We start from the raw sequence: 14,608 nt of genomic DNA, 5'->3' as shown, positions 1-14,608 counted from the left end.
GCGTTCCTTGGCGAAGTTCCTGCCCGGGCGGGATCAGGAGGGGCTGAAATTCGATGGCACCGGTTCATGGCGCAGGTAGTGCCGGCGGAACCTGCCGGTGCCGGCGGTCAAGGCGCGCAGTTCCACCGCGTACCTCAGGAGTTCCTGGTCCGGAACTTCGGCACTGATCTCGGTGAGGCCCTGGCCGGAGGAATTGGTGCCGGTCAGGCGCCCGCGCCGGCCGGACAAGTCGCTCATGACCGTCCCCACGTGCTCGTCCGACACAGTGATGGCCACCGCGGACACGGGTTCGAGGAGTTGGATCTTTCCCGCGGCCGCAGCTTCGCGGAGCGCCAGGGCCCCCGCCGACTGGAATGCGGCGTCGGATGAATCCACGCTGTGGGCCTTGCCGCCCACGACGGTCACGCGCAGGTCCACCACAGGGAAGCCTGCGGAGACGCCCCGCTCCATCTGTGCCCGGACGCCCTTCTCGATCGACGGGATGAACGTTCCCGGAATGACGCCACCCACGGTTTTATCCACGAATTCGAACCCCGCACCGCGTTCCAGGGGTTCCACTTCGATGTCGCATACGGCGTACTGGCCGTGACCGCCGGATTGTTTGACATGGCGGCCATGGCCTGTGGCGGGCGCGGCGAAGGTTTCCCGCAGCGGCGTCACCACGTCAACGGTGTGGAGTTTCACGCCTTGTTCGCGCAACCTGTCGAGCACTACCTCCGCATGCGCCTCACCCATGCACCACAGCACCAGCTGGTGCGTTTCGGCATTCCGGTCCACCCGCAGGGTGGGATCGCCCGCCGCAATCCTGCCCAGGCTGCGGGCCAGCGCATCCTCGTCACTGCGGGAGTCCGCTTCCACGGCGACCGGCAGCAGCGGCTCCGGCATTTCCCAGGTGGCGAGCAGCAGTGGCATGTCCCGTGCAGAAATGGTGTCTCCTGTTTCGGCGCTCCCCAGCTTGGCCAGGGCGCAGAGGTCCCCCGCCACGCAGTAAGGCACGGGACGCAGGCTGGCCCCCAGTGGCGAGTAGATATGGGTCACGCGTTCGTCGGTGTCGTGGTCCTGGTGGCCCCGGTCGGCCAGGCCGTGGCCGCCCACGTGCACGGGCGAATCCTCACGCAGGGTTCCGGAGAAGACCCGCACCAGGCAGATGCGGCCCAGGAAGGGATCATTGGATGTCCGCACCACCTCCGCGGCAAGCGGACCGGACGGATCGCAGGACAGGGTTCCGGCAGGCTCTCCCGCGAGGTCGGTCAGGTCCGGCAGGCTCCGCTCCCCCGGCGGCGGGAAAGCACTGACCAACAGTGCCAGGAGCTCGGCGGTACCGAGGCCGGTGACGGCGGATGTGGGCAGCACCGGGAAGAACGAGCCGCGGGCGACGGCGGTTTCCAGGTCGCTTGCGAGCGCTGCCGGGTCGACGTCCTCACCGTCCAGGTAGCGGTCCATGAGCGTCTCGTCTTCGCTTTCGGCGATGATTCCCTCGATCAGGGTTCCGCGGGCCGGCCCTGCTGCCTCGAGCTCGGCAGGGTCAGCAGGGCGGGTGGCTGGCGATGGGTCACCCGACGAGTAATCGGTGACCTCGCGGGACAGCAGGCCCAGCAAAGAGGCGTCCGCCCCCTCCCCCTGCACTGGCACGCACAGTGGCAAAACGGCGTCGCCGAAGGCTTGTTGGCAGGCTGCCAGGGTCCGCCCGTAGTCTGCGCGCGGATGGTCCATCCGGGTGATCACGACGGCGCGCGGGAGCCTCACGTGTTCGCACTCGCCCCACAGCGCGGTGGTGGTGGCGTCGATACCATCCACCGCGGAGACCACGAACAGGGCAGCATCGGAGGCGCGCAGCCCGGCCCGCAGCTCCCCGATGAAGTCCGGGTAGCCCGGGGTATCCATCAGGTTCACTTTGACGTCCTCCACCATCAGCGGCACCAAGGACAGCGTGACCGAGCGCTGCTGGTGCACAGCCGCCGGGTCGGAGTCGCTGACGGTTGTTCCGTCCACGATGGAGCCCTTGCGGGTGATCATGCCGTTTGCGGCGAGCAAGGCCTCGATCAGCATCGTCTTTCCGGCGCCGGAGTGCCCCACCAGGGCCACGTTGCGGATCCGGCCGGGGTCCGAGGCGGCAATGCCGGCGTTTTGATCTGCCCGGCGTGCATCGGGGCCGCTTTTGCCGCCGGCCGCCCGCACTGACTCCTTGGTGCTCTTCACCGACATGGGAACCTCCTGGCATCATTGCCGGCCGGACTGGACGTATCCTCTGATTCGACACCTTGGGCGGCGGGACGGCAAGAGCAGAGACTATTTGCTGCGGGCTTTGCGGGTTGCCTTGGTGTTCGCCTTTTGGAGTGCCTTCACCAGTTGGGCCTTGTCCATCGTCGAGCGGCCCTTGACGTTCAGTTCCCTTGCCAGTTTGTAGAGGTGTTCCTTGGACGCGTTGGCATCAACGCCTCCGGCTGTGGGTTCGGTTGAGCGCAGGCCCTCCTCGGCGTGCTTGTCCGACGGACCGCGTTTTTCCTTGGGCTCCCAGTGGTCGCCCACCTTTTCGTAACTGTGTTTCACTGCCGCGTACGCCGTGCGGGCCGCCCGTTCCTCGTCATGGTCGTAGGACTCGAGGGCCGAATCGTAGGTCTTGGCGAACGTGTCCTGGGCTTTTCGCCCGGACCGCTGCAGGGTCGAAGGGAGTTCTTCCTTGCGGGCGTGGTCATTCTTTCCGGTCTTGGGCATGGCACCCATCTTCCTTTAGTCAGCAGGCTGATTATTGGGATGGGTCCAGCATAATCCCCGGGAAAGACAAGGCCCCGGCCGAAGTTCCTGGAACCTCGAACCGGGGCCGTCGCACCGGAGCCCCCTGTCGGATTCGAACCGACGACCCCCGCTTTACAAGAGCGGTGCTCTGGCCAACTGAGCTAAGGAGGCGTGGCCCCTGGGGGCCTGCGCCGTCAAGGCGCTAGATAAGGTTAGCCCAACTCCCGCCGGGGGTAAAAACGCCGCCACACCGGCAGCGGACAGGGAAAGGGCCCGCCCCGGATGCGTTCCGAAGCGGGCCCTTGCGAGGATTCCCGGCGTTTAGCCCTTGGCGGCGATGGCTGCCTGCAGGAAGTCCGGGAACGGCGTCTGGGCGCTGTCTCCCTTGCCCCACTGCTTGCCGTCAACGAAGACGGTCGGCGTCCCCGTGACACCGATGGCCGAGGCCTCCTTCGTCGCGTACTTCACGTACGGGCGGTAGGTCTTGTCATCTACGCAGGAACCGATGTCCACGCCCATGTCTGAGGCCATCTTCTTGAGGTCGTTGTCCGAGAGGCCGGCACTGCCTTCAGCCGGTTGCTGGGCGTACAAGGCACTGAAGTAGTCGGCGTACTTCTGCGGAGCCGTGTTGGCAACGCAGGCCGCCGCATTCGCCGCACGTGATGAGTAGTTGGTGGTGGACCGGCTGTCCAGGAAGCCGAGCGGCCGGTACTCCACGGTGATCTTGCCGTCGTTGCGCAAGGACGTGAGCTGGTCGTTGTACTGCGTTTCGAAGTTCTTGCAGATGGGGCAGATGAAGTCGACGTAGAGGACCACCTTGACCGGCTTGCCGGCCTCCGCTTCCGCGCCGGGTGCAACTACTTCCGCCGCCGGAGTCTTCGGTGCATCCCCCACGGAATTGGCGTCCACCGTTGCCGGGTCGCTCTTGGCCACATCCGAGTTGGCAAGCAGGGTCACGCCGCCATGGATGTTGGCGTTGGCCGGTGTGGGCCCCTGATCCGCAATCGGGGCATTCTGCTTCAAACTGCTGGTGACCACCAGGGCCACCACTACCAGGATGGCCACCACAGCCGCGACAATGCCCCAGCCGATCAGCAGCTTGTTGCGCTTGTCCTTTTTTGCCTGTGCTTCACGGATCAGGCGCGCCTTTTCCCGCGCCTCCGCGGTTCGCTCAGCCTTGGACTTACGTACTTCGTTTGCGGGGCTCATGAATTCCTTGGGTCGGTCGACGAAGGGGGACCACTAGGTGGCACCCCCACATTTTAGGGGAGAAATCTGGGAGCTTGCGGTTTCAACCATTCCTCCGGGTTGACCAACGGACGAATAGCCCCGATGATTCCGTCCGGCTAGTGTGGCTTAGAGGCACAAGCAACCCCAGGGGGCCGCAATGCAAACACCCGTCCAGGAAAAACCCGCCGGCACGGCACAGGCCGCAGGTACGGATTCCAGCCATGCCGCGCACACGAAGTACGACTTCATGGTGGTCTCGAACCGGCTGCCGGTTGACCGAGTGGCGCCCGCCGACGGGGGTGACGACGGATCCGGCTGGCGGCGGTCCCCCGGCGGACTGGTGACTGCCCTCGCACCGATGATGACCAAGACGGACGGCGCATGGGTTGGCTGGCACGGAGCACCTGACGAAACCGTCAAGCCGTTCAGCCATGGCGGTATGGACCTCGTCCCGGTACAGCTCAGCACGGACGACGTGGAGCTGTATTACGAAGGCTTCTCCAACGCCACCCTCTGGCCGCTCTACCACGACGTCATCGCTCCGCCGGAATTCCACCGGGCCTGGTGGGATGCCTACCGCAAGGTCAACCGCCGGTTCGCCGACGCCGTGGTGCGGTACGCGGACCACGGCGCCACCGTCTGGGTCCAGGACTACCAGTTGCAGCTGGTTCCGCGGATGCTCCGCGAAGCGCGGCCCGATCTCCGGATCGGGTTCTTCAACCACATCCCGTTCCCGCCGCCGGAAATCTTTGCCCAGCTCCCGTGGCGGCAGGCCATCATCGACGGCCTGCTCGGTGCCGACCTGGTGGGCTTCCAGCGCGTCAGCGACGCCGGAAACTTCATGCGGTCCGCCCGCCGGTTCCTCGGTGCCAGCGTCAAGCAGCAGCAGGTGCACGTCAAGGGCCAGGACGGCCTGATCACGCACATTGCGCGGGCGCAGGCCTTCCCGATCTCCATCGACGTCAAGCAGATCACCGAGCTCGCCGCCAGGCCAGAAATCATCGAACGGGCCCGGCAGATCCGGCAGGACCTGGGCAACCCGAAAACGATCCTGCTGGGTGTGGACCGGCTGGACTACACCAAGGGCATCCGCCACCGGCTTAAGGCCTTCGAAGAGCTCCTGGCAGACGGCCGGCTCACCGTTGGCGAGGCCACACTGATCCAGGTGGCATCGCCCAGCCGGGAGCGGGTGGAACAGTACCGGCTGCTCCGCGAGGAGGTGGAAGGGACCGTGGGCCACATCAACGGCACCTACGACACCCTTGAGAACACCGCGGTCCGCTACCTGCACCACAGCTACCCGGTGGAGGAAATGGTGGCCCTCTACCTGGCCGCGGACGTCATGCTCGTCACCGCCCTCCGGGACGGGATGAACCTGGTGGCCAAGGAGTACGTCACCGCCCGGAACAATAACGACGGCGCCCTGGTCCTGAGCGAATTCGCGGGTGCAGCGGACCAGCTCAAGCAGGCGCTCCTGGTCAACCCGCACGATATCGCAGGGCTCAAGAACACGATCATGAACGCGGTGGAACTGACGCCCCGGGAAGCCTCGCGCCGCATGCGGTCCATGCGCCGCCAGATCCTGGACCACGACGTCGACCACTGGTCCGCGGACTTCCTGCGCGCGCTGAACGAAAAGGTGGTTCGCGATGACTCCTGAAGGCCGCCCCACCAAGCGGCAGCTGGCATTGACCCCGGAGTTGAGGGAAGCGTTGCGCCGGATCGCCGGAACCGCACACCTGCTGGTGGCCATGGATTTCGACGGCACCATGGCTCCCATCGTGGACAGCGCTCAGGACGCGCGGCCGCTGCCACGCTCGGCAGCAGCCTTCGCCGGCCTTGCGGTGCTTCCACGGACGACGACGGCACTCATCTCGGGCCGTGCCCTCGCCAGCCTGCGGCAGGTTGCGTCGCCGCCGGTGGACACCCTTCTCATCGGAAGCCACGGGGCCGAAGCGTGGCTGGGACCCGGTTCCACTGAGCTGGCGCTGGAGGAGGACCAGAAAGCGCTTCTCGCCGACGTCCGGTCGGTGCTGGCCGAGATCGTGGCAGAGGCTCCCGGAACGTCCCTGGAGGACAAGCCCGCCGGCGTCGTCCTGCACACCCGCCAGGCTGACGACGACGTCGCCGAGGACGCCGTTGCGGCCGCCCGGGCGTCGCTGCAGGACCGCAAGGGGGTGTTCCTGAAGGAGGGCAAGCGTGTCCTGGAAACCTCGGTGGTGAACGCATCCAAGGGCGAAGGCGTCGCCTTCCTTCGGCAGGCCACCGGGGCCACAGCCGTCCTGTTCGCCGGCGACGACGTGACGGACGAGGACGCTTTCGGCCGGTTGGAGCCGGGCGACGTGGGGGTCAAGGTGGGCCTTGATTTCACCCAGGCCCAGTACCGGGTGGAAGCACCTGTGCACATCGCCGAACTGCTGGAGGTGCTGCTGCAGGAGCGGAGCATCGCCGTGGCTGAAGAAGACCCCGAAGCCGCCTCCGGCTAGGGCAGTGACCAACGCCGCATGTGACGTTCGTAACATTTACGCAAAAGACGGCCCGCTCTGGCATACTCTTTGATGTGATGTGGCGCACAAACACCGTGCGGCGTCATTGGGTGCTCCGGGCAATGACCCGGAGCACTTTGCTGGAACACAACTGAATAAACATGAACCATTCACAACGGATCGTCCGGCACGTACCTGCCGGTGAAGGGATTGATAACTGTGGCTACAGTTACTTTTGATAACGCTACGCGTCTGTACCCGGGCACAGATAAGCCCGCCGTCGACAAGCTCAACATCGACATCGCCGATGGCGAATTCCTGGTCCTCGTTGGACCCTCCGGTTGCGGTAAGTCCACCTCGCTGCGCATGCTCGCAGGCCTTGAGGACGTCAACGCAGGCCGCATTCTCATTGGCGACCGCGACGTCACCGATGTGCCGCCGAAGGACCGCGACATCGCCATGGTCTTCCAGAACTACGCCCTGTACCCGCACATGACTGTTGCGGACAACATGGGCTTCGCCCTCAAGATCGCCGGCGTCTCCAAGGAAGAGCGCGCTGAGCGAGTCCGTGAAGCCGCCAAGCTCCTCGACCTTGAGCAGTACCTGGACCGCAAGCCGAAGGCCCTCTCCGGTGGCCAGCGCCAGCGCGTTGCCATGGGCCGCGCAATCGTCCGTAACCCGCAGGTCTTCCTCATGGATGAGCCGCTGTCCAACCTGGATGCGAAGCTCCGCGTCCAGACCCGTACCCAGATCGCATCGCTGACCCGCCGCCTGGGCGTCACCACCGTCTACGTGACCCACGACCAGGTCGAGGCCATGACCATGGGCGACCGCGTGGCAGTGCTGAAGGACGGCCTGCTGCAGCAGGTTGACACCCCGCGCAACCTCTACGACCGTCCCAAGAACGTCTTCGTTGCCGGCTTCATCGGCTCCCCCGCCATGAACCTGCTGGAACTCCCGGTCGTCGACGGCGGCGTGCAGTTCGGCGGCACCGTGTACCCCGTGCCGCGCGACGTCCTCGAAGAGGCGCACGGCTCCACGGTCACCTTGGGCTCCCGCCCCGAAGACCTTGAAACCGCTCCGCAGGGTGAGGGCCTGAAGGTTGAGGTCGACGTCGTCGAAGAACTCGGCGCCGACGCCTACGTCTACGGACACACCACGCTCGACGGCAAGGACCACGACATCGTGGCACGCGTCGACGGCCGCCGTCCTCCGATGAAGGGCGAGGTCATCTACGTCCGTCCGCAGTCCGGCCACGTGCACCTGTTCGACACCAAGACCGGCCTGCGCCTGGGCGACTAGTCCCCACCCACCGGCCTTAGCTTCGCTTCGGCCAGGGAACCCTGCCGGCGTGGGCCCATCCACCGGCACTCAGCGGCCTTAGCCACGGAACCGACGGCGGCCCGCACCCTTTCATCAAGGTGCGGGCCGCCGTCGGCCTTTAACGAAGATTTATCGTCCTTGCCCTGCGTACGGAAGAATTGACCCATGACCGAGGAAAACAGCGCCCAGTGGCACGACGAACCCACCGACTACGCGCAGATCGGTAAACTGCCGCGGTTCGTGGCGGCCAGCGCCGGCGACAACAAGGCGGCCTCGGTAGCGTCGTCGCTGAACATCACGGCCGCAGCGGCCGACCCGGAACTGCTGGACCTGCCGTGGCACATTGCCCTTGAGGAGTGGCCCGCACAGTACCTGGCCGCACTCCCCCGCGGTATCTCCAGGCATATCGTGCGCTTCGCCCACCTGGGCGGCTCGGTCATCGCCATTAAGGAAACATCCGAGCATGTGGCCCGCCACGAGTACCACATGCTCCGCAAGCTGGCCCGGCTGGATGTCCCCTGCGTGGAGCCCGTGGCCGTGATCACCGGACGCACCACCCCGGACGGGCGCCCGCTCAATCCGGTGCTGGTGACCCGCCACTTGAAGTTCTCCATGCCCTACCGGGCACTGTTTTCCCAGATGCTGCGCAAGGACACACTGACCCGCCTCATCGACGCCCAGGCCCTCCTGCTGGTCCGGCTGCACCTCATCGGCTTCTATTGGGGCGATGTCTCCCTTTCCAATACCCTGTTCCGCCGTGACGCCGGCGCTTTCGCCGCCTACCTGGTGGACGCTGAAACGGGCGAGCTCTACCCGGACCTGTCCACGGGCCAGCGCGAATACGACCTTGAGATAGCCCGGGTGAACATCGCTGGTGAGCTCATGGACCTGCTCGATGGCGGGTTGATCGAGGAGAAAGTGGACCCGGTCGCCACCAGTGAGCTGATCATGGACAGCTACCGGCGGCTGTGGGCGGAACTGACGGAGAAGGAATCCTTCGAACTCGGCGAACGCTGGCGGGTGGGAGCCCGGATCCGGCGCCTGAACGAACTCGGCTTCGACGTCGAGGAATACGCCATCAAGACCACGCAGAACGGCTCGACCATCCAACTGCAGCCCAAAGTGGTTGATGCCGGGCATCACCAGCGCCGGCTGTTGCGGCTCACCGGCCTGGACGCGCAGGAAAACCAGGCCCGCCGGCTCCTCAACGACATGGACTCCTTCCGGGCGGACAACAATCCGGAGATGGACGAGGAATACAGCGCCCACCTGTGGGTGAGCCAGATCTTCGAGCCCATTGTCCGCTCCATCCCGCGCGATCTTTCCGGCAAGCTGGAGCACGCCGAGGTGGTCCACGAAGTACTGGAACACCGCTGGTACATGTCGGAAAAGCAGGAACGCCACATCCCGCTGGCCGAGGCCGTACAGTCCTACATCGACTCGATCCTCCGGCACCGGCGGGACGAGGCCGCCATCATGCTGAACCCCGACACCGAGATGTTGAAAATCCTTGAGGTGGAAAGCGAGGAATCCCGGTACGGTGCCGATGAGTCCGACGAGGAATACCCGGACTCGGACGACTGACCCTAGATCGCCTTCCCCGGATTGAGGATTCCCGCAGGATCGAACAAGTCCTTGATCCGGCGCTGCAGTTCCCGGACCGGCTCGGGCTGCTCCTGGCCCAGCCAGCGCAGCTTGTACTGGCCTATGCCATGCTCCCCCGTGATGGTGCCGCCCATGGCCAACGCCGCCGTGATCGACTCATCCAAGGCAGCCTGGAGGCGTTTCATCGCATCGGCGTCAACAGTGTCCCCCTGCCGGTCGATCCAGAAGGTGGGGTGCAGGTTGCCGTCACCGGCATGCGCCACCACTTTGAGGTGCACCCGCTGGGTGGCTGCGAGGGCCTCGAGCGCCGCCACGTAGTCCACCAGCCGGGACCGCGGCACGGCAACGTCTTCACCCACCCGGAATTCATCGTCCACCTCGGTGCCCCGGCTGTGACGCCGGAGCTCCACCAGCCGTTCCGCTTCGGCGCTGGCCTCGGTGGTGACCGTGGCACCGCCTGCCTTAAGGACCTGGCGCACAACGTCTGCTTCGGCGGCAGCTCCAAACCCGTCTGTCTGAACCAGGAGCAGGGACTTTCCGCGTGCCGTGAGGTCCGATCCGTGGATGTCATCGAGCTGGGCCAGGGTGCCGCCGTCGAGCAATTCCATGATGGCGGGCTGGACGCGCGCCTTGCCCACGGCCAGGACCCCTGCGGCGGCAAGCCGGAAGTCCGGGTAGAACGCAGCAACGGTGTGGACTTCCCGGGGCAGGTACTTCAATCGCACCGTGACACCGACGACGATGCCAAGTGTTCCTTCGGACCCCACGAAGAGGCCTGTGAGGTCGTAGCCCGCCACGCCCTTGAAGGTCTGGTGGCCGGTGTGGATCAGGGAGCCGTCAGCCAGCACGACGTCCAAGGCCAGGACCGAGTCCCTGGTGACCCCGTACTTGGCGCAGCGAAGGCCGCCGGCATTGGTGGCTACGTTGCCGCCGATGGTGGAGCTGCGGAAACTTGCGGGGTCCGGGGCGTACATGAGGCCGTGCACCGCGGCGGCCTCGTTGAGGACGGCATTGACCACGCCCGGCTCCACCACGGCAGTTTCGTCGTCCGGGTTCAGGGCAAGGATCCGGTTCATCCGCTCCAGCGAGAGGACGACGCAGTTCCTGGTGGCGTGCGCCCCGCCGGACACTCCTGTACCGGCACCGCGCGGTACGATCGCCACTCCCCCGGCCGCGCACGCCCGCACTACCGCCTGGACATCGGCCACTGACTCGGGGAACACGACGGCCAGGGGTAGCTGGAAGTCCAAGACCGGTGCCTGGTCAATGGCGTAGCGGTGGAGCGCAGCCTCGCCGCGATCCAGCTGCCCGGGCGCCAAGACGGCTTCCAGATCCTCAACAATGCTTCCCACAAAGCCTCCACCCGTCGTCGGACACATCCACCAAGTCTAGGCGCCGTCCGCCGGACCGGTCCGGTATTCCGGGCTTTGAAATCGCTTCCAGATTATGGCGCGTTACGCCCTCTTAAGCCCCCAACCAGCTCGCCTGGACGTTATGGAAGCGTTTTCATTTTAATCGGTTCCAGCCGTTATGCTGACTGTCATGTCTGTCGAAACTGTGACCCAGGACACTGCAAGCGTTGCCGGTCCATTGACGCTTATCCACGCCGCCGACGCCATTCCCGGCTGGTGGCGGTCCGCCGTGATCTACCAGGTCTATCCCCGTTCGTTCCGTGACTTGAACGGCGACGGCGTGGGCGACCTGGCCGGGATCACCGAGGAACTGCCGCATCTGGCAAGCCTGGGCGTGGACGCCGTCTGGCTCTCGCCCTTCTACCGGTCACCGCAGCGCGATGCAGGCTACGACGTCAGCGACTACTGCGACGTGGACCCGATCTTCGGCACCCTGGGCGACTTCGACGTCATGATGGCAGAATCGCACCGGCTCGGGCTGCGGGTCATCGTTGACCTGGTACCCAACCACTGCTCGGACCAGCACCCGGCTTTCCAGGCAGCCCTTGCAGCGCCAGCCGGAAGCCCCGAGCGGGACATGTTCATCTTCCGGGACGGGACCGGCCCGGAAGGCCAGGAACCTCCGAACAACTGGCAGTCCCACTTCGGCGGTCCGGCCTGGACGCGCGTGGTGGAACCTGACGGCGAGCCCGGCCAGTGGTACCTGCACCTCTTCGACTCCTCCCAGCCGGACTTCAACTGGGACAACCCGGCGGTCCATGCAGAATTCGAACGGGTGCTCCGGTTCTGGCTGGACCGTGGCGTCTCCGGCTTCCGGGTGGACGTGGCCCACGCGCTGGTCAAAGCACCGGGCCTGCCGGCATGGGGCGGACGTGCCGACGGCGGCAGCAGCGACGGCTACCCGGGCCATGAGGCACCAATGTTCGGTCAACCCGCCGTCCACGACATCTACCGGAGATGGCGGCAGATCCTGGACCAATACGGCCCGGACCGGATTCTGTGCGCCGAGGCGAGTGTTGACCTCCACCGGCTGGCCCACTGGGTCCGGCCGGACGAAATGCACCAGGCGTTCAACTTTCCCTACCTCCACGCCGGACTGGATGTCTACCGGCTGCGGTCGGTCATCACGGACTCACTGACCGTCCTGGACGGCGTCGGCGCCCCGAGCACGTGGGTCCTCTCAAACCACGACGTAGTCCGGCATGCCAGCCGGTTTGGCTACAACGGCCACGGCCCGCGCGACGGCGACGGCATCGGTACCGGCGATCCCCAGCCGGACGAGGACCTCGGACGGCGTCGAGCAGCGGCCGCTTCACTCTTCATGCTGGGGCTTCCCGGGGCCGCCTACCTCTACCAGGGAGAAGAGTTGGGGCTGCCTGACGGCATCGACATCCCCGGCCATCTGCGGCAGGATCCGACCTTCGCCCGGACCAACGGCCAGCGCCTTGGCCGCGACGGCTGCCGCGTTCCGCTGCCCTGGCGGGCCGACGACCGGCACCTGGGATTCGGCTCCGGGAGCGATCCCTGGCTGCCGATTCCGTCGTCCTTCGCGGAACTTGCCCGTGACGTGCAGGCGGAGTCACCGTCGTCGCACCTGGCCCTGTACCGTGAAGCCCTGGCGCGGCGCCGGGAGCTCGATCTGGGCCGGGGATCCCTGTCATGGGCGGAAGACTGGTGCACCGGATCCTCCCTCGGCTATGTGAACGGCACTACGCTGGTGCTTATGAACCTGAACCATGAGCCGCTGGAGATGCCGTCCGGCCACGTCCTCCTTCGCAGCCTGCCGGGGTCCACGGGCCATGCCCTCGCATCCGGCGAGACTGCCTGGTTGCAGCTTGGACCTGCCACCACGGCAGACTGACGTTGGCAGGCATCAAAGAAGTTGCCAGCCGTGCCGGCCTGTCCGTGGCCACCGTTTCGCGGGCGCTGAGTGGCAAGTCCAATGTCTCCTCAAGGAGCCGCCGGCTGGCGCAGGAGGCGGCCAAGGAGCTGGGGTTCGTTCCGTCGTACCACGCATCAAGCCTGGCGTCGGGCCGCAACCGCAATATTGGCCTGGTGGTGCCCAACGTACAGCGCTGGTATTTCTCTTCCGTGCTGGAAGGGGTTTCGGAGACCCTGCTGGACGCCGGGTACGACCTCACCCTGTACAACGTGGGGGAGCAACCTGAGCGACGCAGCAGCATCCTGAACGACTTCCTGCTCCGCAAGCGCCTGGACGCCGTCATCGCAGTGGCGTTGGTCCTTCGCGAGGACGAAATAGGCCAGCTGCTGGCGGTGCATCGTCCCATTGTGGGCATCGGCGGCGTCTTGAGGGGCGCCTCCACCATCCGCATCGATGACGAAGGCCTTGCCAGGGACGCGGCCGGCCACCTGATCCGGCTTGGCCATACCCGGATTGCGCACGTCACCGGGGACGCGGGGCTGAACCGGGACTTCAAGCTTCCCAAACTCCGGCAGAAAGGCTTTGCCGCAGCCATGGCCGGGGCAGGCCTGCCTGTCCGGGACGAGTGGGTGGTCAATGCGGACTTCACCATCCAGGGCGCGTACGCCGTGGGACGCCGGCTGCTGGGGACAGCGGCGGAACGACCCACCGCTGTGTTCGCCGCGTCTGACGAGATGGCCATCGGGATTATGCTTGCGGCGCGCGACTTCGGCCTGCAGATCCCGCAAGATCTCTCGGTCGTGGGTATGGACGGTCACGATCTCAGCGAGACGTTTGGACTCACCACCATCAAGCAGGATCCGCGCGGGCAAGGCAACCTGGCGGCCACGACCGCCCTGGCGTTGCTGAACGCAGGCAAGGATTCCGACGGCGGCAAGCCGGCTGCACAGGTCCAGGACCAGGAGTACCCGACCGAGTTCCTGATCCGAACCAGCACGGCGGTACCGCCGGCCCTGAACTAGTTTGCTGGGTCTGCGGCGCCCATGAAGCGGGCGTACTTGTCGAGGATTACGGGCCAGGCCTGCAGGTAATGTCCCCTGACGGCGGCAGGGTCCTCGGCGCCCTCCCAGCCGTCATGGACGACCCGGACCTCCGTGTCCCCGTCAACCGCGCGGAAGGCCACCAGAAGCTCGGTGGACCACATTGCAGTGGTGCCGGGGTGCCAGGTGGCGTGGAAGGAGAGCGGCGGCTGCCAGTCATCAAGGGTCCCCCAGATGCTGGTCCGTCCGTCGTCTGACGTCTCGAGAATCAGGTTCTCTTCGAATTCGACATAGGACCCTGCCCCGTAGACTCCGTACGGCTCCAGCGGCCACCAGAGGTGGGTGTGGTCTGTGAAACCGGCGAATGCCCGGGCGATGGGTCCGGGCACCACCACCGCGTTGACCACCGGGTCCAGGGAATCGGCACCGGGCTTTCCATCCGCCTCGAAGGGGTCCTGGGCATGGCTGAAGATGCTGCTCATGGGCAACAACTCTACCCGCGGGCACCCGATCGTTATCGTCGGTATTAGCGCGGGTTGCATCTTTGGATGGCAGGGGTGAGCGGACGCAAGTCGACTGCGTGCAAGATGTGGGCGGGGGTTGCGGGGTTACGTGTCGGGTGTGAGCGGGCGTGGTCGTGTGGTGGGTGGTGGTGTTTTTAAATGTGGGAGGCCCCAACCGTGTGGTTGGGGCCTCGACCAGTGGTGTGTGTCCGGCGGTGTCCTACTCTCCCACACCCTCCCGGGTGCAGTACCATCGGCGCTGTGGGTCTTAGCTTCCGGGTTCGGAATGGGACCGGGCGTTTCCCCCACGCTATGACCGCCGTAACCTTGTTACCCGTCCCAACCCTGGGGTTGGTGGGAAGACTGTGGTTACAACATGTGTGGTGTTGTT

The 14,608-nt window shown here is 65.8% G+C and carries 11 protein-coding genes, 1 tRNA gene and 1 rRNA gene; 6 read left to right on the top strand and 7 right to left on the bottom strand.

Annotated elements, in window-relative coordinates; genetic code table 11:
• Nucleotides 1-33: 33 nt before the first annotated feature.
• From C563_RS0111015 to C563_RS0111000, 4 genes are all read right to left on the bottom strand, one after another.
• Nucleotides 34-2,205 (bottom strand): elongation factor G-like protein EF-G2, encoded by a 2,172-nt coding sequence (locus C563_RS0111015; protein WP_018762108.1) that lies wholly within the window; start codon nt 2,203-2,205, stop codon nt 34-36.
• Between the two features lie 84 nt (nt 2,206-2,289).
• Nucleotides 2,290-2,715 carry a ChaB family protein gene (locus tag C563_RS0111010; RefSeq protein ID WP_018762107.1) on the bottom strand — a complete coding sequence of 142 codons (426 nt, stop codon included), beginning with the start codon at nt 2,713-2,715 and terminating at the stop codon, nt 2,290-2,292.
• Between the two features lie 118 nt (nt 2,716-2,833).
• Nucleotides 2,834-2,907 (bottom strand) — tRNA-Thr (locus C563_RS0111005).
• Between the two features lie 150 nt (nt 2,908-3,057).
• Nucleotides 3,058-3,945 (bottom strand): DsbA family protein, encoded by an 888-nt coding sequence (locus tag C563_RS0111000; RefSeq protein WP_018762106.1) that lies wholly within the window; start codon nt 3,943-3,945, stop codon nt 3,058-3,060.
• 178 nt (nt 3,946-4,123) lie between these two features.
• Between C563_RS0111000 and C563_RS0110995 the strand changes: the two genes are divergently transcribed.
• From C563_RS0110995 to C563_RS0110980, 4 genes are all read left to right on the top strand, one after another.
• Nucleotides 4,124-5,626, top strand: coding sequence for an alpha,alpha-trehalose-phosphate synthase (UDP-forming) (locus C563_RS0110995; protein WP_018762105.1), 1,503 nt, complete (start codon nt 4,124-4,126; stop codon nt 5,624-5,626).
• Entirely contained in the window at nt 5,616-6,452 is an 837-nt protein-coding gene (otsB, locus tag C563_RS0110990; RefSeq protein WP_018762104.1) for a trehalose-phosphatase, read from the top strand. The genes C563_RS0110995 and otsB overlap by 11 nt, the downstream gene beginning before the upstream one ends.
• Nucleotides 6,453-6,671: 219 nt before the next feature.
• Entirely contained in the window at nt 6,672-7,754 is a 1,083-nt protein-coding gene (locus tag C563_RS0110985; RefSeq protein ID WP_018762103.1) for an ABC transporter ATP-binding protein, read from the top strand.
• Nucleotides 7,755-7,940: 186 nt separating this feature from the next.
• Entirely contained in the window at nt 7,941-9,359 is a 1,419-nt protein-coding gene (locus C563_RS0110980) for a DUF4032 domain-containing protein (RefSeq protein ID WP_018762102.1), read from the top strand.
• A 2-nt stretch (nt 9,360-9,361) separates the two neighbouring features.
• On the opposite strand, the gene C563_RS0110975 is transcribed toward C563_RS0110980, so the two are convergent.
• Nucleotides 9,362-10,759, bottom strand: coding sequence for an FAD-binding oxidoreductase (locus C563_RS0110975; protein ID WP_442852939.1), 1,398 nt, complete (start codon nt 10,757-10,759; stop codon nt 9,362-9,364).
• A gap of 151 nt (nt 10,760-10,910) precedes the next feature.
• Here C563_RS0110975 and C563_RS0110970 point away from each other — a divergent pair, with 151 nt between their 5' ends.
• Both C563_RS0110970 and C563_RS0110965 read left to right on the top strand, forming a co-directional pair.
• Complete coding sequence (locus C563_RS0110970) at nt 10,911-12,653, top strand: glycoside hydrolase family 13 protein (protein ID WP_018762100.1); 1,743 nt, start codon at nt 10,911-10,913, stop codon at nt 12,651-12,653.
• Nucleotides 12,654-12,655: 2 nt separating this feature from the next.
• Complete coding sequence (locus C563_RS0110965) at nt 12,656-13,696, top strand: LacI family DNA-binding transcriptional regulator (RefSeq protein ID WP_018762099.1); 1,041 nt, start codon at nt 12,656-12,658, stop codon at nt 13,694-13,696.
• Here the strand turns inward: C563_RS0110965 and C563_RS0110960 are convergent.
• Both C563_RS0110960 and rrf read right to left on the bottom strand, forming a co-directional pair.
• Entirely contained in the window at nt 13,693-14,196 is a 504-nt protein-coding gene (locus tag C563_RS0110960; protein ID WP_018762098.1) for a hypothetical protein, read from the bottom strand. The two genes, C563_RS0110965 and C563_RS0110960, sit on opposite strands and share 4 nt — an antisense overlap.
• 228 nt (nt 14,197-14,424) lie before the next feature.
• Nucleotides 14,425-14,541 (bottom strand): 5S ribosomal RNA (rrf, locus tag C563_RS0110955).
• Between the last annotated feature and the right edge of the window lie 67 nt (nt 14,542-14,608).

This window comes from Arthrobacter sp. 135MFCol5.1 (genome assembly GCF_000374865.1).
Taxonomy (GTDB): Bacteria; Actinomycetota; Actinomycetes; order Actinomycetales; family Micrococcaceae; genus Arthrobacter.
Note: the sequence above shows the minus strand (reverse complement) of the source record. Positions and strands in the feature narration are given on the sequence as shown.

Excerpts from the sequence above, each read along its gene's own strand:
- C563_RS0111015 (WP_018762108.1), bottom strand. The coding sequence starts at position 2,205 with ATGTCGGTGAAGAGCACCAAGGAGTCAGTGCGGGCGGCCGGCGGCAAA.
- C563_RS0111010 (WP_018762107.1), bottom strand. The coding sequence starts at position 2,715 with ATGCCCAAGACCGGAAAGAATGACCACGCCCGCAAGGAAGAACTCCCT.
- C563_RS0111000 (WP_018762106.1), bottom strand. The coding sequence starts at position 3,945 with ATGAGCCCCGCAAACGAAGTACGTAAGTCCAAGGCTGAGCGAACCGCG.
- C563_RS0110995 (WP_018762105.1), top strand. The coding sequence starts at position 4,124 with ATGCAAACACCCGTCCAGGAAAAACCCGCCGGCACGGCACAGGCCGCA.
- otsB (WP_018762104.1), top strand. The coding sequence starts at position 5,616 with ATGACTCCTGAAGGCCGCCCCACCAAGCGGCAGCTGGCATTGACCCCG.
- C563_RS0110980 (WP_018762102.1), top strand. The coding sequence starts at position 7,941 with ATGACCGAGGAAAACAGCGCCCAGTGGCACGACGAACCCACCGACTAC.
- C563_RS0110975 (WP_442852939.1), bottom strand. The coding sequence starts at position 10,759 with ATGTGTCCGACGACGGGTGGAGGCTTTGTGGGAAGCATTGTTGAGGAT.
- C563_RS0110970 (WP_018762100.1), top strand. The coding sequence starts at position 10,911 with ATGCTGACTGTCATGTCTGTCGAAACTGTGACCCAGGACACTGCAAGC.
- C563_RS0110960 (WP_018762098.1), bottom strand. The coding sequence starts at position 14,196 with ATGAGCAGCATCTTCAGCCATGCCCAGGACCCCTTCGAGGCGGATGGA.